Genomic DNA, 20,982 nt, shown 5'->3' on the forward strand with positions numbered 1-20,982 from the left:
CTAGTCATTCATTTTTTTAAAGAAGTAAGTGTAATAGGTTTTGGCAAACAGGCTATAGCCTACCTGCTCCATAAACTGGCATAACTCGCTGTTATGGATCTGGGTAAGCCCCAGAGGTTGTGATTCGGCCAGCACATAAGCCGGACGGTATTTTTTCCAGTTATTGGAGCGCAGCACTTCCATATCAAGACCTTCCGCATCTACGGTAAGGAAATCGATATGTACATCGCCTGCCAGGTACTGATCCAGTATATCCGCCAGTGGCCAGGTCTCTATCTTTTTTTCACGGATTACCCGGTATTGAGGCGCCTGCGTATATTCTTTTACCTTTTCGGGAGAGAAGGTATTGAGCGCCGGTTCATTGAAAATAAAATAGGTGAGTTGTTGCTTCGCCGCCGAAACCCCCATTTCCAGGTTGATGTCTTTGGGCCGGTGCCTTTTGAACAACGTCATGGACCCCGGCATAGGATCTATGTTGATGCCTCTCCACTGCCGTTTATACAACAGGTAGGTGTTTGACACACGGAATGGGTGATGTGCGCCGACATCTACATAAACTCCCTTTCTTTTTTTATCAAATATCCGTCTTAGAATAAGATCCTCTCCCTCGGAGCTGTAAGCCCGCACGCCGTAACTAAGGCGGGGAAACAAGGTGGTGACCACTTTAGCCGCCATATTTCTCCATCTTCTCATGCGCTATGTTGTTTTTTGATGAATGGTTAGCATTTTACCTGCGAAAATTTTTAAACTGCTATGAACCTGGCGTACATCTGACAGCATCAGTCCAGGATGAAACATTTTTTTTGATAGCAGGAAGCCCTGCTGACTTTTATCGGATAACAGCAGTGTGCCATATACTGCACTATATGATATAACAGTAGCGATAGCTGCACCCACGCCACCATAGCGGGGGATCAGCACTATGTTTACTCCCACATTTACCAGTAAGCCTGCTGCGTTACCATATAAATAGCTTTTGTATTTTCCTTCTACAAACAGGTATTGCACAAAGGCAATACACAGGAATACAGGGGCGCTGGCCCAGATATGGATCATCAGGATCAGCGGTGCATCCACATAACCAGGGCCGTACAGGAAAGGGATGATCACGGACGCGGTAAATGTTACAAACACACCGATGGCTATGCTCAGCCAGAAGGAAAGACGTAACCACTTTTCCAGCGTCAGCAGGTATGCTTCCCGGTCACTGTTTTTCTTTTGTATAAGCGTAGGTAAAATGGCCACAGCTACCACCGTAGGTACCGCATACCATAATTCGGAAATCCTGGCGGCGCCTACATATTCGCCCAGCTCTGCGGGACTTCCCATCAGGTCCAGCAGCAGGAGATCCACTTTCATAAATAATACGACCAGCAGGTTGGAAAGAATCAACGGCCAGCTTTGCAGGAGCAGCGATTGTGCCAGGGACAGATCTATCCGTGAAGAAATACCGGACGAATATTGATAGCCATATACCGTTAGCACGATGAGGTAGGTGATCACCAGTTCAATAACAGACGCCCACAGGAAAGCAGGCATACCGGCATTAAAGTAAATGAGCATTAGTTTTACCAGGCAAAAAATAATAAAGACCGTTACCTTGGGAATGATGACCTTCTTCACACTGTTGCGCGCCTGGTAGAAATAATCCAGTACATCGAACGACTGCAATATGATGATCAGTGAGGTGAAAACGGTACAATACAGGTATAACGGCTGGTTTTTCCGGGTAATGAATACAAAGCCGATGCTGATCAGCATACAGGCGATGCCGGCGAGTATCCTCATGAAAATAATGGTGGCCACAATGCTGCTTTGTTGTTCCTCATGATCAATCAGTTCTTTCACCGCCAGCCGCTCCATACCCAGTGTGGCCATATTGCCGATGATGGCAGTAAGCGCCAGCGCATAGTTCCAGATCCCGAATGCTTCAGGACCCAGATGCCGGGCAATCAGTGCCAATATAATGATACCGGGAAAAAGCTTGCTCAGTTTATCTACCAGTAACCAACCGCTATTTTCAAATAGTTTATGCAATTCTTTGTTTTATTTTTTTTGCCAGCGACGACCAGGTTCTCTGCTGTTCTTTGGTGGCGGAATAAGAATAATGATCATAATAGTAATATGGATAGAAAGTATCCTGTGCAATGCCATTGAATATGATCGCCGTTTTCCGGAAGAAACCCCGCCGGATGCTGTCTGCCACCATCATCAGTTTGGATTTTGGCGTGAAGTTGTAGCGTACCACAAACAAGGCACAATCCACATGCGGTGCGATGCTGCGGGCATCAGACACAATACCCACGGGCGACATATCGATCACGACATAATCAAATAAGTCTTTCAGCTGCTCCAGGAGTTCTGCCATCCGTTGTCCTTCTATAAGTTCAATGGGATTAGGTGGAATAGGTCCGGAGGAAACCAGGAACAGGTCGTCATTGCCAGGCACCTTTTTGATGATTTCTTCGATAGATTTATTACCTATGATATAATTGGTGACGCCGTTGTTATGGTCCAGCCCCAGGAACTGCGAGAGCTTTGGTTTTCTGAGATCCAGTTCTACCAGTACTACCTTTTTATTACCTACGGTCAGGGAATTTCCCAGGTGGGCCGACAAAAATGTTTTGCCTTCGCCGGACATACTGGAGGTGATGAGAATGGTAGGGGTGCCGGTTTGCCCGGTGAGCAGGAACTTCAGGTTGGTGCGCATACTGAATATCTGTTCTACGAGCACCGACCGGGTATGCAGGGAAAGGTCTTTCACATTGGTATCCTGCTGATAAATTTCTGCAATCACCGGGAGGTCAGATGCCTGCTCTATTTCTTTTTTACTGAGTACCCGTTGGTTGAGGAAATATTTCAGGTAGATGTAAATGCTTGTCAGCACCAGTGCTCCGGCAATAAAACCAATAAATACCATTGATTTTTTAGGAGCAATGGGGGAGTCCGGGACATAGGCCGGCGCAATGATTTTATTGTCTGTTACATTGCTGGCATTGGTTACGGCGGCTTCTTCTTTCTTTTTCAGGAGGAAGAGATACAGGTTCTCCTTTACTCCCTGTTGTCTTTTAATATTGATGTATTCCCGGGCAGAGGTAGGAATGGTCGCTATTTTTCTTTGTATCTGGTTCACTTTTTCCTGTGTCGCTTTCTGTACAACGCCTGCGTTTCTCCGGTACCCGGCAATATAGTTCATGATGGTATTGCGCGTATCTGTGATCTGCGATTCTACATTCTGCAGGATCTCACTGCTTGGTTTCAGGGTAAGGGAGAGCCGTTTTTTCTCTTTCAGTGCTTCCTCATAACGGTTGATCATCGACGTGAGTGTCTGATCCACGTTGCCAACAGGGGCAAAGGGATAACCGCTGGAAGGATTGTTCACGTAGTCTTCTACCTGGTCAAATACCGTCAGTTGCAGGTTCGCTTCATTAAGCCGGATATCGGCCTCTTTTACCTGTTCCAGCGCCAGTTTAGAGCCTGCATCAATATCCGTGATGCCACGTTGGATCTTGAAATTTTCCTCCTGTTTTTCCAGCAGTCCGAGTTCTTCTTTTAACGAATCAATGCGGACTGTCAGGAAATGAACGGCTTTAAAAGAAACTTTATTTTTATCGTCTAATGTGTAGTCGTTGTAAGTATCCAGCAGTGCATTCAGGAAATTGGCGCTTCTTTCTGCAACGGGATCTTTGTAGGTAATAAATACAACGGTGGCGTCCCTGTTCACCAGGGCAGTACCTATTTCGTCAATTTTGTCGTACGCCAGTTCCATGACCGAGTCTATGCGGATACGGTAAGTGGCGCCGGTTTCAAGGGCTTCGGGGGAAACGTAATTGATCATGAACTGGTCTTTGGCCAGTGTAAATGTTTCTCCTGGTTTTACGGTAAAAGACTTACCGTCGTCATCGGATTTGCTGATCTGTTTTACCTGGAGCAGTCCTTTTTCCGGGGTTACATCCAGCAGGTAGTTACCAACTGCGGCGCTGTCGCCCAGTACCCTGATAGTTAAAGGGGGGTGGGTGTAAATTTCTTCTTTGCTTACGGCGCCTTTCCGGTAGTAGCGGAGATGGAAGTTATTTCTCAGAATAGCTTTTTCCACCAGGATAGGGGATTTCAGCAATTCCATTTCGTTTTCTATGTTTTTGCTGCTGTTAAACAGGGAGAGGGATTTGAGTGCATCCGCTTCTTCACCGCCGCCTTTTTTCTCGTCTTTCAGGTAGAGTTTGGCGCCCGACATATAGATCGGTTGTTTGTATTTCATGTACAGCATAGCCCCGGTTACAGCCGCCATCACCACGATGAGATAGAGGGGCCAGTGGAATACAAGCTTCTGAAACAGGTCATTCAGGTCGATGACAGTGTTTTTGTTGTTGGTTGTTTTATGCTGAGTCATAGCGTTACGGATCATTTGTTTAAAATGACAATGGTAGTAATGAGCGAAATCACGCCGATGATAGCCGGTAAAAATTGGATCGTTTTCGAAGTGGCGAACTTTTTGTCTGGTCCGGGCTTTACATAGATTACGTCGTTGTTGCTGAGATAGTAGTAGGGAGAGGATAACGTTTTACTATCGTTCAGATTAACGGAAGCATATGTTTTTATACCGTCCACTTCCCGGATGATCATGATATCATCCCTTTTGGCAGTTACGTTCAGGTCGCCCGCCATACTGAGTGCATCCAGGATAGAGGCTCTTTCTGCGCCTATACGGAACGATCCGGGCCTGGCCACATCCCCCAGCACAGAGATCCTGAAATTGACCAGCCGCGTGGATACATAGGCATTGCGGATGGTTTTATCCAGCTCTGTGGCAATAAGGTCATTGATCTGCCCTGTTGTTCTCCCTTTTACATTTATTTTACCGATAACCGGCAGGGAGATGTAACCCGTGCTGTCTACCAGGTAACCCGGTTCCATACCGGTGGCGCCGGTAGCAGCAGCGTTCACCTGCGCAGGGCTGAAGATCTGTGACACCTCTTTATCCATGGTGGTAATGGTGACCTGCAGAATGTCGCCTGGCTGTATTTTAAGTTGCTGCAGCCTGCCCAGGGAATCAGCTCCCCTGACAGCGGCGATGTCGTTAAAATAGGTCAGCTTGCGCGTGTTGGCGCAACTGGTAAATAGCAACAATACCATCATAAATGGTAAAATAGATTTGAATCCCATACTTAATAATTGTCAATCGGGTATGACGTGAAAAAGCAATACTTCCGGGGTAGCATAGTGGCGTCAACCAATTGCTACGAAAATTTTCGGTATCTGAAAAAAGAACAAGACGTTTGCTGTTTGGGTGATCATGCGTTGTTATGTTGTCACATTCACTGTGGCGATGCTGGTGCGCCTTTTATAACGTTTATAAAACCAGTCCCTGATTTTTTCCTGCGCCGGCAATTCGAAATAGTAATAAGTAAGTAAACTCAGCGGCAGCAACAGTGCAAAGAACAGCATCATTGTATATGGCGATCTTAATACGTACCGGCTGATGTGGAACGTATCAACCGTCAATACAAAAATGATCTGTAACGGAAAGTGAATCAGGTAAATGGCGTAACTGCAGTTACCCAGCAAGGCCCATTTTTTAGAAATCAGGTCGCGCTTTGTTTCCCAGAGCGCCAGCGAAAGAATCGTACAGGGAGACACGGTACTACGGAAAAAGAAATTACGTATTTGTCCGAATGTAACAGTAATAAACTCTTCATTTTTTCCAGGCAGCCATTGGTGGACTATCTGGGTCCACAGCCCCTGTATATAGGAAAAATGGTATTCCGCCAGTATCATGGCCCACAACAGTATCGTAATAGTAGTAAGTGCAGGAAGGTATTTCCTGATCCTGTTTTCTTTTGTCATCCATACGTACAGGTAGTATACCAAGGCGCCCAGGAAAAAAGAGTACATCCCTTTGCCGATGAGCAGGGTAAACGACTGGAGAAATACGCCTGCGGGGATCATCAGAAATAGCAGCCATTTCTTTCGCTGCAGCTTCAGATAGCAGATAATAAAGAACAGAAAATAGAGAAATACTTCTACAGAGATAGACCAGGAAGGACCGTTGAATGAAGCACCCTTTTCCAGTCCCCAGTTTTGCATGAGGAATACATTGAGTATAAAATGATATGCATCATTATACTGTATAATAAAGGTATGTCCCACATTCTTTACCATCATCCATTGCAGCATGGTCACGATCAGCAGGGTGACGAAATGGATGGGGTACAGCCGGCTTAGCCGGTAGGTGAAAAATTGCCGGAATTTCATTTTTCCGGAAGCCACCCTTTCTGAATATAACCAGAAGAAAATAAAGCCTGACAACAGGAAGAAGATATCAACCGCTACCATACCATCATTATAAAAAACGGCCAGGTAATGATAGAAAGGCAATGCTGTTTTATCATATTGGCCCAATACAAAAACATCGTTGGCATAATAAAACAGTTGCCAATGATATAGTACAACAATTATAGAGGCAATTCCACGGAATGCATCAAAAGTGTAGAAGTGTTTAGCAGGATCTTGGTTCGGATACATCAGGCTTTTATACGATAAATGAGATCAACGGTTGAGGTTTTTATGTTTCTTTGCGGGAGAAAATTAATTATAATAACGATTCCTACCAGAGTGAGAATGCAAAGTGCTAAAATGAATTACAATTCTCAATATGAACAAAATGAACGGCGTTGAGTTGGCTTGAGAAACCAGTATGATACCAGTAAAAAAAATGTTATGGATGAAAGTGCTTATATTAGTAGTTCTTCATAATTAAAGAGCCCGGTTGTTTAACAAATTGGCCGCAATTATTGTATTTAGTTATCATACAGGATACATATGGAAAAGCAAATATTACATACAGACGTTTTACTGATAGGAGCAGGTATCATGAGTGCTACACTGGCCACCTTGTTTAAACACCTTTCACCGGCATACACGGTCCATATTTATGAACGCCTTGGCAAAGTAGCCGGGGAAAGTTCTGATGCATGGAACAACGCAGGTACCGGTCACTCTGCATTGTGTGAACTGAACTATACCCCCGAACGGGAAGACGGGAGCATCGATACCAGCAAGGCGATTCATATTATTGAGCAGTTCGAGGTGTCGAAACAGTTCTGGTCGTACCTGGTAGAACAGGGACAGCTGCAGGACCCCGCAGGCTTTATCCGGAGCACCCCGCATATGAGCTTTGTGCATGGTGATAATGATGTTGCTTACCTGCGCAAAAGATTTGAAGCCCTGCAACAATATGAACTGTACCAGGGCATGCAGTATTCTGATGATCCCGCGGTAATACAGGAATGGATCCCGCTGGTGATGGAAGGGCGGGAACAGGCAGAGAAAACCGCTGCTACCCACATGGAACTGGGTACCGATGTAAATTATGGCACCTTAACAAGAGACCTGGTTCATGAACTGCAGCAACAACATAATTTTAAACTGCATTTGGAGCATGAGGTGAAAACCCTGGAGCAGTTAAGAGATGGTAAATGGGAAGTGAAGATAGAAAATCTGCTGACGAAGGAGACCTTCCATGTTACCGCAGATTTTGTATTTATAGGCGCCGGTGGCGGCTCCCTTCAACTGCTGCAGAAATCCGGCATCCCGGAAGGCAGGGAGTATGGTGGTTTTCCGGTAGGAGGAGAATGGCTCGTTTGCAAAAAGCCGGAAATCGTGAACCGGCACCACGCTAAAGTATATGGGCAGGCATCCGTAGGGGCTCCGCCAATGAGTGTTCCGCATCTCGACACCCGGATTATTGACGGCGAAAAAGCCATTTTGTTCGGCCCGTTTGCCACCTTTTCCACCAAATTTTTAAAAGAAGGATCTTACTGGGACTTACTGGAGTCAGTGAAATACTGGAATATAGTTCCCCTGATGCGGGTGGGCCTGGAAAATGCCAGCCTTGAAAAATACCTGCTGGAACAATTGAATTTATCATTTGACGACCGGATTGCTGCGTTGCAGGTGTTTTACCCGAATGCCAGGGGGGAAGACTGGGAACTGCAAAAGGCCGGGCAGCGGGTACAGGTGATTTATAACGATCCGGAGAAAGGAGGTACCCTGCGTTTCGGAACGGAAGTGGTAGCCGGTAGCGACGGCACTATTGCTGCTTTACTGGGCGCTTCCCCCGGCGCATCTACAGCAGTGTCTATTATGCTGGATCTTCTGAAAACCTGTTTCCCCGATAAAATCAACGGCGCATGGAAGGAAAAGCTGCAAAGTATGATCCCGTCTTATGGTACACACCTGGAAGGTAACCCGGAACTGTGTTACCGCATCAGAACATGGACCAGTAAAACATTGCAGCTCGACTGGCAACAACCGGCAATAAAATAGGAGATTCATCACGCATAGAAAGAAAACCTAAGCCACTATAGTTTTTACATGAATGTAGCACGGATGAGAAATTTACTGTTGTTATTTATTATCGCCCTGCCGGCCGCGCTTTTTGCGCAGACAGATACTACACGTACTCCCAGGCGTGATATCGTAACAACCCTGAGAGAAATGGGCGCTGCCGAATCCGTTAAAAGTGTGCAGAAATATGAAGAAGAAAAAACGGGCAATCGCCAGCGTGCTGTCCTGGAACGCATCAGGAGTCTCAGCCAGCAGACGAAAATACTGCTTAAGAGAGGGATAGACACTGTTTCCTTCGATCAGTCGAGGGTGGATGCAAAGCGGTCACTGGAAACCGTTAAAGACGGCATTTTAGTGAATAAGGGGAGTAGCCAGACACAACGGAACCTGGAGGTATCTGCGGCTATTGTAAATGAACTGTATGCACGTATCACAGATCAGAAAAAAGCATTGCAGATCTATGCCGCAAAGGTAACTGCCCTGCGCATGCAGATTGACTCTGTTTCCAGTGACCCGTCGCTGTTTGTTTTTCCGGCAGACTCAGCGAGCGCGATGAAGCAGATCAGGCGGCTCTATCTGGCAGCCAGGGAAGTAAACCCGATCGACAGTGCGCTGGACAAAGCGGTTACGTTGGTAGAAGAACAGCAGTTGAAAACAGATTACCTGTTATTTGATATCAGTGCAGTCAGGGAAGATATTGATATTTACAGTGGTCATCTTGCCAGGCAGTCTTTCGAAAAGGAATTTCCCTATCTCTGGGCTCACCCGGTATTGTCGCGGCCACTGTCAGATATTATCCGGTTCTCTTTCGCCAAGGAAATGATCCTGCTGCGCTTTTATGTAGAAGATCATGTGATCCGGCTCTTCCTGGTGTTCCTGCTACTGATGGGCTCCTGGTATTTTCTACGTTCTTTAAAAAAACAGGTGCAGCGACAACACGATGTGACAGATGCCAGAGCAGATAACCTGGTGATTGTTCATCCGTTTGCTACGGCTGTTGTACTCACCTTATCCATCTTCCAGTTTCTGTTTGCGTCGCCGCCCTTTATCTTCAGTTTTGCGCTGTGGCTGATGGCGGCGATCAGTCTTGGCTTTATCTTCAAGGGATTTATCAGCGCCTACTGGCAAAGGTTCTGGATAGTGACAACAGCATTATTCCTGTTGGCCGGTGTCGATAATATGATCCTGCAGGTTTCCCGGCCGGAACGGTACCTGATGCTGCTTATTTCTCTGGGAGGATGCGGGTACCTGACTGCCTTGCTACTGAATAAAAACAGAACGGAACTGAAGGAAAAAAAGATCCTTTATTTCATTATCATTTTCCTGGTGTTTGAAGTCTGTTCCTCTTTCCTGAATCTGATGGGACGCTTTAACGTGGCCAAATCGCTGATGATCAGCGGCTATATCAGTTTAACCGTAGGCGTGGTTTTTTTGTGGGTGATCCGCCTGATCAACGAAGGACTGGTACTCGCCTCCGGTGTTTATAAAACACCCAGCAGGCAGCTGTTTTACCTGAATTTTCAGCGGGTGGGGCCGCAGGCCCCGGGCATTTTTTATGTAGCGTTGACCGTTGGCTGGTTGCTGATTGTAGCCCGGAACTTTTATCATCTCAGGGGCTACGCGGCGTCGGTGAATACGTTTATTACTGCGGAGCGATCCCTGGGCGACTATAATTATTCTATCACAGGTTTGCTCATTTTTATTTTTGTATTATTCTGTTCCCTGATGTTGTCGCGGCTGGTGTCTTACTTTGCCACGGAGCAGGATCATACGATTGCTGCCGGTAAGCGCAGCAAAGGCTTCTCCATTGGAAGCTGGCTGCTGGTGATCCGGATATTTATCATCACCGTGGGTGTTATCCTGGCGTTTGCAGCTGCCGGTATTCCTATGGACAAGTTTGCCATTGTGCTGGGTGCACTTGGTGTGGGAGTAGGCCTTGGTTTGCAGGGTTTGGTTAATAATCTTGTGAGCGGGTTGATCATCTCTTTCGAAAAACCGGTAAATGTGGGCGACATCATAGAACTCAACGGGAAATTCGCCACGGTAAAATCGATCGGATTCAGAAGCAGTGTGGTAAAAAGCTCGGAGGGTGCCAACCTGATCATTCCCAACGGGGATCTGCTGAGTCAGCAACTCACCAACTGGACCATGGGGCATAATCTGCGGCGCAGTCACCTGACAGTGGGAGTGGCCTATGAAACGGATATTGATCGGGCCAGGGGGTTGCTCCAGGACATCTTAAAAAAAGATGAAAGAATTCTTACTTCTCCTGCACCTGCCGTATTCTTCACCGCATTCGGGGATAGTTCCATCGAGATAGAATTAATTTACTGGAACAGGGATATCAACGAGTCGCTTATTGTAAAAAGTGATCTCATTTCGGAGATATTCCAGGTCTTTAAAAAAGAGCAGATCACCATACCTTTCCCGCAGCAGGAGATACATATCAAAACAGATACTTCCCCCGGCAAAGAAGAAGCGGAGGGGGATTAACGCCACTGTTTTACAGCGTATGCGCGTCCGGCTTCTTATCATCTTTGGGTGTTTCCTCTCTTTCCACGGTAATACTGCATTCGCCGATAAGAGCTGCTACTGCGCCTACTGCGGCGAGTATCGGGGCCACAATCACGCCCACTACACCGAAGGTCAGCGGAAAGCTCATCAGTTCTTTTCCGTCTTTTTCGGAGATCGTGATTTTGCGGATATTACCTTCTGCGATCAATTCCTTTATTTTTTTGAGCAGGTTTTCTCCGTGAAGGAAAAAGGTTTCTTTTGTAGTCATGGCAAATAGTGTTTTGTATAAGTTAAGATAGTAAATAAACGGTGATAATGTGCTTCCCTGCTGGCACAAATAAATAATTAGCCTTACATTAGCGGTCCGCCCTTACTGGCATTGGACGATATGAGTGCATCGATTACAACATTACAACAATTACTTTTTGACCTGGCAGGCGTGTTGCCTGCGGATACTGCTCCTTTATTTGCCATGACCCGGCAGCGGAAACTGGAAGCCAATGAAACCTATATCCGGGAGGGAGATACTGAACGACGGCTGGCGTTTATTGAGCAAGGTATTATGCGGGCTTACATCATCAAGCATAACGGAGATGAAGCTACGTTGTTTCTGCGTTGGGAAAAACAGTTCATCGCCTCCCACGATACCATTATTCACCGGAAGCCTTCCCGCTTTATTTACCGGGCATTGGAACCGGTAAGCCTGATGGAAATAGATTACGATGTACTGGAAGAAGTGCTGAAAACACATCCGGAATACGAGCCACTGCGGAATTTCTTCCTGATGCGGATGTTGTCCGAGTCGCTGAATATCATGGAAGCTTTTGTTACCCTATCGCCGGAAGAGCGGTACCGTAACCTGCTCACAGAGCGGTTCGACCTGGTAAATCGTGTACCCGACAAGTACATTGCCTCGATGCTGGGCATTACGCCGGTGTCGCTCAGCCGCATCCGGAAAAGGATGCTGGATAAGGGAAAGGGATGAAATTAACCTTTGTTAATACACGAAATTATCTTTTGTTAACCACTTCAGCCATAGCGCTCCCCTAATTTTGAGCATACAAATTCTCAAGGCTATGGAACCGATGATTGAAGCTGGGGTGAAGATCTTCAGCATGTCTGCCCTCCGTTATTTTTTGCTGGCAGGCATTCCTTTTGCGTTATTTTATTTGCTGATGCCGGTGCGGTTTAACCGCTTCAAAATCCAGCTGAAAGAGGCGTCGAAAAAGGATTTCCTCCGGGAGATCTGGTATTCCATGCAAAGTACGCTGGTATTTACCGTGATCACGATCGTGTTGCTGTTTACGCCTATCCGCCAGTACACGCAGATCTACGCCAATATTGACGATTTCCCGCTGTGGTACATCGGTGTGAGCCTGGTATTGAGCCTGGTGGTGCATGACACCTATTTTTACTGGATGCACCGGGTATTGCATCATAAGGCATTGTTTAAACGGACGCACCTGGTACATCACCAGAGCACGAATCCTTCTCCCTGGAGTTCCTATAGTTTTCATGTGCTGGAAGCGGTGGCAGAGGGAATGGTACTGGTAGTGATTACTTGTGTGATGCCGCTGCATCCGCTTACCGTACTGTTGTTCACGATATCAGGATTTATTATTAACGTGTACGGACACCTGGGTTACGAGTTAATGCCAAAGTGGTTCCGTTACAGCTGGGGGTTTGAATTTTTCAATACCTCCGTACATCATAACCTGCATCACAAGAAATTCAGGGGTAACTATGGTTTGTATTTCCGGGTCTGGGATCGCCTGATGGGTACAGAGCATCCGGATTATGTAAAGGAATACGACCTGTTGCAGGAGCGGCGTTTTGGAGCTAAAGCAGTGGTTGCCAAAGCAGCATAAATTTTTGCCGGAAATATAAAACAGCCCTGGGAGATAGCATCTGCCAGGGCTGTTTTTTTGTTACTGTTTTTTATTCCACCACACGGGTTGACTGAGATACGTGGGACTGCCTGCATTAGGCTCCGCGCTCAGTACCTGGCCACTGTTGTAATTGATCTCGTAACTGGCTACCGCAAACCGGCGTGGCCAGTCGGTTTGAGCCGGGTAATAGAGATTGTTTACATGGGCGGGGCGTTTGAATCCTTTGTAAATGCCGGCTACTTCATTATAATTACCGGCGCCGTCGGTGCAGTAATTCAACCGGCGGAGGTCTGCCCATAATTCGGGAGAATAAGACAAGGCGATATACTTCTGGATCATGATGTGGCTCAGCGTCAGCAATGCCGGCTGTTGCACCACCGAAGTGCTGTTCAGGAATGCATCTATCTTGCCGGCTGCAATATCCATATGCTCCATGTGTGCGCGGATGCCTGCCTTATACGCCGTAAGCGCCTCGTTATTTTTATGTTGGTTAAACAGGATCTCTGCTTCAATAAAACGTAGTTCTGCGTTGGTAAACAGCAGGCCTTTACCGCCTCTGCGGGTGTACCAGGTACCGGTAGATTGTATCCGGTCTTTATCCGTAGGTGCATACGGTGTTTTACGCATCACTACATAGACCGAATCAGGGCTGGAGAAGCTGTTGGCCGCTGCATTGTAGGTGTAGGCTACCGGGCCGGTATTGGTGATGCCGGAAGCCATGTCTACACCTTTGGTACGATGCAGCACACCGTTCCGGTCGGCCATACTGGGAATCAGCAGGTCTACTCTCGGATCTTCCATATTGGCGGCGCCGGTAGGAGCGCCGGTGTAGTTATTGGTCAGGTAATCGAGGTATAGCTTTGTGATCCTGGCGGTAGTGGAGGTATTCGTGTATTGCAGCGCTTCTTTAGCAGCGGAGGTAACCAGCGGCCCTTCATCCACGTATTGCATCACGGAACTTTGGGCTTTCGACTGTGCCCCTTTGGAAGCGGCGTCCAGTACCGTTTGCGGATTAAAGCCGGGCAGTGCGGAAGTATGATTCAGCCATCGTGCCTTGAGGCCATAGGCCAGCCGGATCCAGTTGTCGGTGCTGCCATTGTTGAGAATATCGCCTTTGGCCAGTGCCGGGGCAGTAGGTCCCTGTGTTTTCTGGAGATCAATGATCGCTTCATCCAGCAGCGCCAGTACTTTTTCCTGGATATAGGAGGCCTGGTCAAATCTGGGCGTGATGGTGGCCGGATCATCAAACTGATCATAGGGCATCATACCATATACATCGGCGAGGGTACCAAATCCCCATGCCTTCATGATTTTGGCGACGCCGATATAATGCCAGGCCTGCACTTTTTCTGCAGCGGTCATCAGCGGCGTAATGTTTACGGCGGCATTTACATACCAGCATTGCCAGGGCCACGCGATGTTGCCGCTGTTGGACAGCCATGCGGTGAGGTTATAATTATTACCACCGCTGGCGTAGGTGGTAGCCAGTTGCTGAGACAGGTAAGCCGTACGGGTACCAGTGCTTTCATAGGCATCACAGAACTGGGCAATGAGTGGTGGCAGCCGTTGCTCGGCAGTGGGTACGCCTGAATTGGCGCTATTCGGATTGTTGTTGATGTCTACCCATTTCTTACAGGAACTTAACACAAAAGACAGGCTGATAATAAAATATATCTTTTTCATGGTCCGTACGTTTAGAATTTGAGATTTAAACCAATGGCAAATCCTGCGGTGGCAGGCACGCCGCAATAATCGATGCCGGAAGATCCGGAGCCGAGTACGCCGGCGCCGGCGCTGCTGGTTTCCGGGTCCATCCCGGAGTAATTGGTAAACAACAGCAGGTTGGTACCGGTAGCAGTAATGGTGGCGTCTTTCAGCCAGCGGGCGCTGTTAAACCAGGGGCGTGGAAGCGACCAGGATAGCGACACGGAGCGCAGCCGCATCCAGTTTACTTTCTCCAGGAAGAAAGGCGCATTCTTTACATATACATCGCGGTAGTATTTTTCGGATGCGCTGACCGTTTTAGTCACCGGTTCAAACTTCGCAGTGGCCGGATTTTTCGCCACGCCGGTAAATGTAATTTCGGTGTTCCTGTCAGCGGTCCGCTGGCTCAGGCCATAGGAGGTGAGCAGATAGTCGGTACCGTTAAACACATCTCCCCCTGACCGGAAATCCCAGAGAAAAGAAAAATTGAATCTTTTGTAGCTGAAACTGTTGTTTAAGCCACCCAGGAAATCGGGCTCACGGTTACCTATATACGTAGTCAGCGAGTTGGAGGTGATCGGGTAACCGGTGTTCCAGTCGAGCAGCAGGTTGCCGTTTTCATCCTTCTGCCATACCGAACCGCTGATGCCCATGAATACGCCGCCATCAAAGGATGCGGCCTGTCCTACTGCGAGATGCACGTCGGTTACATACAAAATGGGCAACGTACCCGGGAGGGATTTTACGATTCCTTTGTTATGAGAGGCATTCAGCATAATATCCCAGCTGAAATCTTTTTTCTTGATGGGTGTTGCGGTGATGGTGAATTCCATCCCTTTGTTTTCAATGGTACCGGTGTTCACAGAACTGAGAATATAGCCGGTAGCGTTACTCACGCGGGGTGTCAGGATCTGATCACGGCTGATGGTTTTATACCACGTAAAATCAAATCCGAGGCGGCCGTTGAGGAAACGCATTTCGGTACCAAACTCAGTGGAAGTAGTGGTTTCCGGTTTAAGATGATCGTTGCCTCTGGACCAGTAGTTGCGGAAACCGCCGCCAATAGTCAGTTCCGGACCAAACAGGTAAGTGTTGGTCTGGTAGGTAGGTGCATCTTTACCCACCTGTGCCCAGGAGGCGCGCAGCTTACCAAAGCTCAGGATATTATTTTTCGGGATCAGTTCTGTAAATACCAGGCTGCCGCTCACAGAAGGGTAGAAGAAGGATTGGTTCTCAGGTGGCAGGGTGGAGGCGATATCGTTACGACCGGTAGCACTCAGGAAAACGATGTTCTTGTACGACAGGCGCAGATCGCCATAGAAGCCTGCCAGGCGTCTGCGTGAGATACCCTGGCTGATGTATTGGTTTTCCTTGGCAGCATTGTTAATGCTGATAAAAGTAGGTATCGTGAAGTTTTCTGCCCGCGCTGAATTAGACTTTGTATAGGTATCTTCCGTAGTAGTACCCAACAGCAGACTGGCATCCCAGTCTTTATGAATTGTTTTGTGAAAGTTCAGCATCAGGTTGGAATTGACATAATTGTAATTCCGGTCTGTTTCCGAGAGCATCCCGTTTTGCCAGCCTTCTTTCACACTGGAGCCCGGAGAAATTAAGTTCCGCAATTGTGTGTAGTAGTTGTCGATGCCCAGGCGGTAAGTAGCATCGAACCAGCTGGTAATTTTTATATTGGCATAGGCCGATCCGATAAACCGTGTTGTTTTATCCGACTGCGGGTTCCGGTTGATGATCCAGTAGGGATTGTCTACATCCGTATCCAGTGGGATATTGGGGAGAAGCCGGTGTTTGGTGCCATCAGGATTCAGCCATACTTTCATATCATCGTTGCGGGGCCAGGCCACTATACTTTCCATGTACCCGGAACCGCCGGATGCCCACAGGCCAATGCCGGTCAGCGTTTTCTGCGTTTCGCTGCGGGCGTAGGTAGCATTCACACCAAAGGTGAAAATGCCGATTTTCTGTTCGCCGTTAAATCGTACGGTGGTGCGGTTGTAATCGGTAGAAGGTACGACGCCGGACTGGTTCAGGTTAGAGCCGGAGAGATAGAAATTACTATTGGGCGTGCCGCCTGAAATGGTGAAACTATTATCAAAGGCGTTGGCTGTCTGGAAGAAGTCTTTCATGTTATCATAGATCTTTTCACCGGGCTCAAATTGCTTTCCCCATGACATGGCCGTTTGGTCGGTAAACGTGCCGTTATAGCTGGAGCCTTGTTTATAGATGCCTTGCTGTTTGGGCAACCGGTTCACCCAGTTGGTGATATAGCGGCTGCTAACGGAGCCGGTTACACTACCAGCGGTTCCTTTCTTTGTAGTGATCACAATAGCGCCGGCGGCAGCGCGGAGACCGTACAATGCCGCCGCAGCAGGTCCTTTCAGAACAGAAATAGATTCAATATCCTCCGGGTTAATATCCATCGCGCGGTTGCTGTAGGTCGTGCTCTGGTTGATGGAGCCATCGAATGCGCTGTTGTCGCCCTGTCCGGTGGAATTGTCCATAGGCATACCGTCGATGATAAACAGCGGTTGGTTGTTTCCTTCAAGGGAAGTACCGCCACGAATGATGATGGAAGCCGAGGCACCGGGAGCGCCGCCGGAATTGGTGATGTTTAATCCTGCAATTTTGCCGTTGAGCGAATTGACCAGGTTGGGATCTTTGTTTTTGAGGAGTTCGGCAGACTTGATATCCTGCACCGAATACCCCAGTGCTTTTTTCTCTTTTTTGATGCCCATCCCTGTTACAATCACCTGTTCCAAAGCGCTGGAGGTTGTCAGCATTTTTACATCGATGTTCGGGCTGTTTCCGGTGGGAATGCTTCTGCTTTCATAGCCGATGAAAGAGAATTCCAGTACATCACCGGGGCTGACGAGGATGCGGTAATGGCCGGTAGCATCGGTTTGTGCATTGCGGTTGCTGCCTTTGATCCTGACGGTGACGCCGGGCAGTGGATTACCATCGTCGGCCAGCACCAGGCCGGTAATGGGTTTTTGATCCTGTGCATAGGAAATGTCGGGCAACAATAGCAGTACCAGCGATAGTATCGCGAGTAGCCGTAGCGGTTTTCTCATGTTCGGGTTTTTTATTTTTTGGTTGAAATAATTAAGCGCGCGTTTAGATTACAGGTTTTGATTCACGATGTTGGTTGAATGAATAATACGGGTAACAGGTGCTAAGATAAGGGTGAAAAGTATTTGATGGTGATAGGAAATTAACTTTTTTGGAGGGTGGGGCAGAAATAGGATGAGAGAAATGTATACACTGTTTAGACACTTATGGAGTGCTAATTGAATGCTAATGGAGTGCTAGTGTAATGCTAGGTTCACTTGCCTATAACATATACATAAGCCAGGGTTGAGTCGTGGATAATCCGTATCTATTAATTACAGGTTATCTATGGGGGAAAAGTATCTGATACGGGTATGGTAACTGACTAAAGTTATCAGTATATGAAAGGTACAGATAATCCGGAATACTAGCTTCCCACAAACCGGACTTTAACGCCGGTGAACAATTTTACATCGCCCCCATTCGCACCTGACCCTTTTTTTCTCCCAAATTTTCCCAAAACAACTTATCTTCCCGCTCAATAAACAACCAGAATACGCATACGAGCCGGTTCTAGTACAATAAATTTACCAGATCGATTGCCCTTTAGTGTTCCACCATGAATATGTGCGCCTATAAAGCCCTGTTATTTTTAGGGGTGTTACTCGCAGGTTTTAGCTCACCTGTAAAATCACAAGGTTTAGTTTTCTCTTCCTACGACCAGGTACAGGAGAAAAGAACCTCTTTGGTATTGAATAATAACGAACCGCTTTGCCTGGATGGAAATTTCGGGCTGTCATTCGATTTTACCTTTTTCCCGGACCGGAGCGTGTATTACGGCTACCTGGTGCGGTTTATCAATAATCATAACCAGAATATTGACCTGATTTATAATCACCGCGACCGGAAATTCAGCGTCATTGTGGGAGATGTATATGCCCAGCTTGACTTTCAGCTGGATAGTACCGATTTGTTTCACCACTGGAATACCTGTGCCCTGAATTATGACCAGCAGATGCTGGGGTTAAGTATTAACGGGAAAGATTGTGGCAGCAAAAAGATTGTGTTGAAAGACCAGTGCTTCCGGATCTTTTTCGGGGCCTCTCAGCTGCATAACTTCAAAACCAGCGATGTGCCCCCCATGCAGGTAAAAGGGATCGCCTTATATAAAGATAAGAAGATGGAGGGTTTCTGGCCGCTGAATGAAGTGGCCGGGGAAAATGCGATGGACAGCATCCGTCACCGGGTAGCCACCGTGAGTAACCCGGTTTGGGCCACGCCATTGCATCAGCAATGGCAGCTGCTGCAAACACTCACCGTGAAGGGCAATGGGAGCTATGCCTTTGACCCGCTGGAGGAAGAAGTATATATGGCGGGGGCCGACAGCATCCATCATTTCCTGCTGCGCGACAGGTCGCTGAGGGCGGAAGCCTTAAGCCGGCCGGTGTATTTGTCACCCGGTTTTCAGTCGGTGTATAACCCGGTCGACCGTACGTTATACAGTGTACATATCGACCAGAAAGAGCTGGCCGCCTGGCAGCGTGGTAGCCACAGCTGGGATATGCCGTTCGACTCCGTCGATATTACACAGTTTTGGCAGACGAATAAGTTTATCCGTAACAGTGAGAATGCCTTGTATGTGCTGGGAGGGTATGGTCAGTTGAAATATAAGAACCTGGTACAGCGGTTTTCTTTCGGCACCCGGAAGTGGGAAGCGGTGCAGGTACAACAGAATGATTACAAACCAAGATACCTGTCGGCCCTGGGTACTACACCAGGCGGGGATACCGCCTACCTGCTGGGTGGGTACGGCAGCGATAACGGGGAGCAGATGCTCAACCCACGGTATTATTATGACCTGTTGCAGTTCGATGTAAAGAATAACTCTATAAAGAAACTCTACAGTTTACCAGAGCCGGCAGAGCCTTTTGTATTTGCCTCCAGTATGGTGATCGATAGTTCCGACCATAGTTATTATGCACTCACTTTTCCGAACGACCGGTTCCGGTCGCGTTTACAGCTGATCAAAGGATCGTTGTCGAACCCGGAGTTCCAGCTGGCGGGAGATACCATTCCGTATGCTTTTCTGGATAACCGCTCTGCGGCTGATCTCTACTATTGTGCCCGCAGCCACCAGCTGCTGGCGATTACCCAGATCGTGGACCGCGACAAGGGCACGGAGATCCGTATCTATACACTGGCATTTCCACCAGGACAGCTCTCGCTGTCGGCGGGAGGTAATACGGCCGGAGCAAATATCCCCTGGTGGGTATGGCTCCTGGGAGCGATCATTATTATAGTACCTGTTATCTATTATTTATATAGACGTCCGGCTAAGCAGCCGCCGGTGGTGGCAGTAGTGGCGCCACCCGTACCTGCGCAAGTAGAAGACGTGCCGGAGAAAGCACCGACAAAGGAGCCGGAAACGCCTTTGAAGGAAGAAGTGATGCCGGACCGCGCCTCGCTGCTGCTGTTCGGTGAGTTCCAGGTGCTGGATAAAGATAAGAACGCTTTAACCCACCTGTTTTCACCCCTGTTAAAGGAAATGCTCCTCCTGATTGTGATTCATACGGCCTGGTCGGGCAAGGGCATCTCTTCGGAAAAACTCTATGAGATCCTCTGGCATGACAAGTCGGAACGCGATGCCCGGAACAACCGCTCTGTTAACATGGTAAAGCTGAAAGCGATACTTGAAAAGTTGGGCAGTGGGATAATTCTCCGGGAGGAAGGCCGCTGGAAGATGACCTATGATCCGTCGCTTCTCTGGGTAGACCTGGCCGAGTTCAGCACCCTGGTAAAAAATGGTACACCGGGAATGCAACGGGTACTCGCTTTATTAAAAATAGTCAAAGAAGGTACCTTTTTGTTCCGTACCGATTATTCCTGGCTCGAAGATATCAAGTCTGATATCTCTTCCAAAGCACTCGATGTGTTGCTTATGGAAATGAACGGATTACCGCCCACCACATCTCCCGAAATATTTATCGAGATCGCCAATGCCATTTTCATTTTTGACCCGATCCATGAAGAAGCACTCCGTACAAAATGTAAATACCTGATTCAACAGGGCAGACCCTCCATTGCCAAATCTGTTTATGAAAAATTCAGTAAAGACTATCGCCACATGTACGGTGAAACCTTCCATATAAACTTCCAGGAAATTATCGCCTGACCCTTTTTTTAAAAAAAAATGAGGATTAATACGGCATTAATGCGTTCGTTAATGGATTCATTAGCGTGTAGCGCATTGATTTGCAGTATAATTTATCAATCAAGCTTTTTTTTCAGTAAACACGTTATGTTATTAGATTCCACGAACCTGAAAGTTCCCTTTCCTACATGTACTATCAGCATAATTCCGTTCTACTGAAATTAATTCCACGGGTCTGTATATTTTAAACCATTAATTATCAATCAATTATGAGATTCTGCTTGCCAGTCTTGCTCTTGCTCTGTTTTTCACAGG

Annotated in this window: 13 protein-coding genes; 5 read left to right on the plus strand and 8 right to left on the minus strand. The window is 47.5% G+C overall.

Annotated features, from left to right (window positions below):
- The 5 genes from BMW79_RS17440 to BMW79_RS17460 form a co-directional block, all read right to left on the minus strand.
- A complete protein-coding gene (locus BMW79_RS17440; protein WP_089896956.1) occupies window positions 1-693 on the minus strand; it encodes an FkbM family methyltransferase in 693 nt (230 codons plus the stop codon).
- Window positions 694-696: 3 nt separating this feature from the next.
- Window positions 697-2,037: a flippase gene (locus tag BMW79_RS17445; protein ID WP_089896957.1), complete on the minus strand. Its 1,341-nt coding sequence runs from the start codon at window positions 2,035-2,037 to the stop codon at window positions 697-699.
- Window positions 2,030-4,390: a GumC family protein gene (locus tag BMW79_RS17450; protein WP_177192227.1), complete on the minus strand. Its 2,361-nt coding sequence runs from the start codon at window positions 4,388-4,390 to the stop codon at window positions 2,030-2,032. Before BMW79_RS17450 ends, BMW79_RS17445 begins: the two co-directional genes overlap by 8 nt.
- Window positions 4,391-4,401: 11 nt before the next feature.
- Complete coding sequence (locus BMW79_RS17455; RefSeq protein ID WP_089896959.1) at window positions 4,402-5,163, minus strand: polysaccharide biosynthesis/export family protein; 762 nt, start codon at window positions 5,161-5,163, stop codon at window positions 4,402-4,404.
- Window positions 5,164-5,301: 138 nt separating this feature from the next.
- Complete coding sequence (locus BMW79_RS17460) at window positions 5,302-6,522, minus strand: acyltransferase family protein (protein WP_089896960.1); 1,221 nt, start codon at window positions 6,520-6,522, stop codon at window positions 5,302-5,304.
- Window positions 6,523-6,819: 297 nt separating this feature from the next.
- On the opposite strand from BMW79_RS17460, the gene mqo reads away from it, so the two are divergent.
- Both mqo and BMW79_RS17470 read left to right on the plus strand, forming a co-directional pair.
- Window positions 6,820-8,325 (plus strand): malate dehydrogenase (quinone), encoded by a 1,506-nt coding sequence (mqo, locus tag BMW79_RS17465; protein WP_089896961.1) that lies wholly within the window; start codon window positions 6,820-6,822, stop codon window positions 8,323-8,325.
- A gap of 63 nt (window positions 8,326-8,388) precedes the next feature.
- Window positions 8,389-10,839 (plus strand): mechanosensitive ion channel family protein, encoded by a 2,451-nt coding sequence (locus tag BMW79_RS17470; protein WP_177192228.1) that lies wholly within the window; start codon window positions 8,389-8,391, stop codon window positions 10,837-10,839.
- A 10-nt stretch (window positions 10,840-10,849) separates the two neighbouring features.
- On the opposite strand, the gene BMW79_RS17475 is transcribed toward BMW79_RS17470, so the two are convergent.
- Window positions 10,850-11,128, minus strand: a complete 279-nt coding sequence (locus BMW79_RS17475) for a DUF4342 domain-containing protein (RefSeq protein ID WP_089896963.1) — start codon at window positions 11,126-11,128, stop codon at window positions 10,850-10,852.
- A 120-nt stretch (window positions 11,129-11,248) separates the two neighbouring features.
- Here BMW79_RS17475 and BMW79_RS17480 point away from each other — a divergent pair, with 120 nt between their 5' ends.
- Together BMW79_RS17480 and BMW79_RS17485 are read left to right on the plus strand one after the other, a co-directional pair.
- On the plus strand, window positions 11,249-11,845 hold the full coding sequence (locus tag BMW79_RS17480) for a Crp/Fnr family transcriptional regulator (RefSeq protein ID WP_143059199.1): 597 nt from the start codon (window positions 11,249-11,251) through the stop codon (window positions 11,843-11,845).
- 91 nt (window positions 11,846-11,936) lie between these two features.
- Window positions 11,937-12,728, plus strand: coding sequence for a sterol desaturase family protein (locus BMW79_RS17485; protein ID WP_089896965.1), 792 nt, complete (start codon window positions 11,937-11,939; stop codon window positions 12,726-12,728).
- Window positions 12,729-12,788: 60 nt separating this feature from the next.
- Here the strand turns inward: BMW79_RS17485 and BMW79_RS17490 are convergent, their stop codons facing one another.
- Together BMW79_RS17490 and BMW79_RS17495 are read right to left on the minus strand one after the other, a co-directional pair.
- Window positions 12,789-14,432 (minus strand): SusD/RagB family nutrient-binding outer membrane lipoprotein, encoded by a 1,644-nt coding sequence (locus tag BMW79_RS17490; protein ID WP_089896966.1) that lies wholly within the window; start codon window positions 14,430-14,432, stop codon window positions 12,789-12,791.
- An 11-nt stretch (window positions 14,433-14,443) separates the two neighbouring features.
- Window positions 14,444-17,539: a SusC/RagA family TonB-linked outer membrane protein gene (locus BMW79_RS17495; protein ID WP_089896967.1), complete on the minus strand. Its 3,096-nt coding sequence runs from the start codon at window positions 17,537-17,539 to the stop codon at window positions 14,444-14,446.
- Window positions 17,540-18,135: 596 nt separating this feature from the next.
- Between BMW79_RS17495 and BMW79_RS17500 the strand changes: the two genes are divergently transcribed.
- Window positions 18,136-20,688, plus strand: a complete 2,553-nt coding sequence (locus tag BMW79_RS17500; RefSeq protein ID WP_089896968.1) for a kelch repeat-containing protein — start codon at window positions 18,136-18,138, stop codon at window positions 20,686-20,688.
- Window positions 20,689-20,982: the final 294 nt, after the last annotated feature.

This window comes from Chitinophaga arvensicola, assembly GCF_900110835.1.
Classification (GTDB): Bacteria; Bacteroidota; Bacteroidia; order Chitinophagales; family Chitinophagaceae; genus Chitinophaga; species Chitinophaga arvensicola.

Bases quoted from the DNA above. Each gene is read 5' to 3' on its own strand.
- BMW79_RS17440 (WP_089896956.1), bottom strand. From the start codon at position 693: ATGAGAAGATGGAGAAATATGGCGGCTAAAGTGGTCACCACCTTGTTT.
- BMW79_RS17450 (WP_177192227.1), bottom strand. From the start codon at position 4,390: ATGACTCAGCATAAAACAACCAACAACAAAAACACTGTCATCGACCTG.
- BMW79_RS17455 (WP_089896959.1), bottom strand. From the start codon at position 5,163: ATGGGATTCAAATCTATTTTACCATTTATGATGGTATTGTTGCTATTT.
- BMW79_RS17460 (WP_089896960.1), bottom strand. From the start codon at position 6,522: ATGTATCCGAACCAAGATCCTGCTAAACACTTCTACACTTTTGATGCA.
- mqo (WP_089896961.1), top strand. From the start codon at position 6,820: ATGGAAAAGCAAATATTACATACAGACGTTTTACTGATAGGAGCAGGT.
- BMW79_RS17470 (WP_177192228.1), top strand. From the start codon at position 8,389: ATGAGAAATTTACTGTTGTTATTTATTATCGCCCTGCCGGCCGCGCTT.
- BMW79_RS17475 (WP_089896963.1), bottom strand. From the start codon at position 11,128: ATGACTACAAAAGAAACCTTTTTCCTTCACGGAGAAAACCTGCTCAAA.
- BMW79_RS17480 (WP_143059199.1), top strand. From the start codon at position 11,249: ATGAGTGCATCGATTACAACATTACAACAATTACTTTTTGACCTGGCA.
- BMW79_RS17485 (WP_089896965.1), top strand. From the start codon at position 11,937: ATGGAACCGATGATTGAAGCTGGGGTGAAGATCTTCAGCATGTCTGCC.
- BMW79_RS17490 (WP_089896966.1), bottom strand. From the start codon at position 14,432: ATGAAAAAGATATATTTTATTATCAGCCTGTCTTTTGTGTTAAGTTCC.
- BMW79_RS17495 (WP_089896967.1), bottom strand. From the start codon at position 17,539: ATGAGAAAACCGCTACGGCTACTCGCGATACTATCGCTGGTACTGCTA.
- BMW79_RS17500 (WP_089896968.1), top strand. From the start codon at position 18,136: ATGAATATGTGCGCCTATAAAGCCCTGTTATTTTTAGGGGTGTTACTC.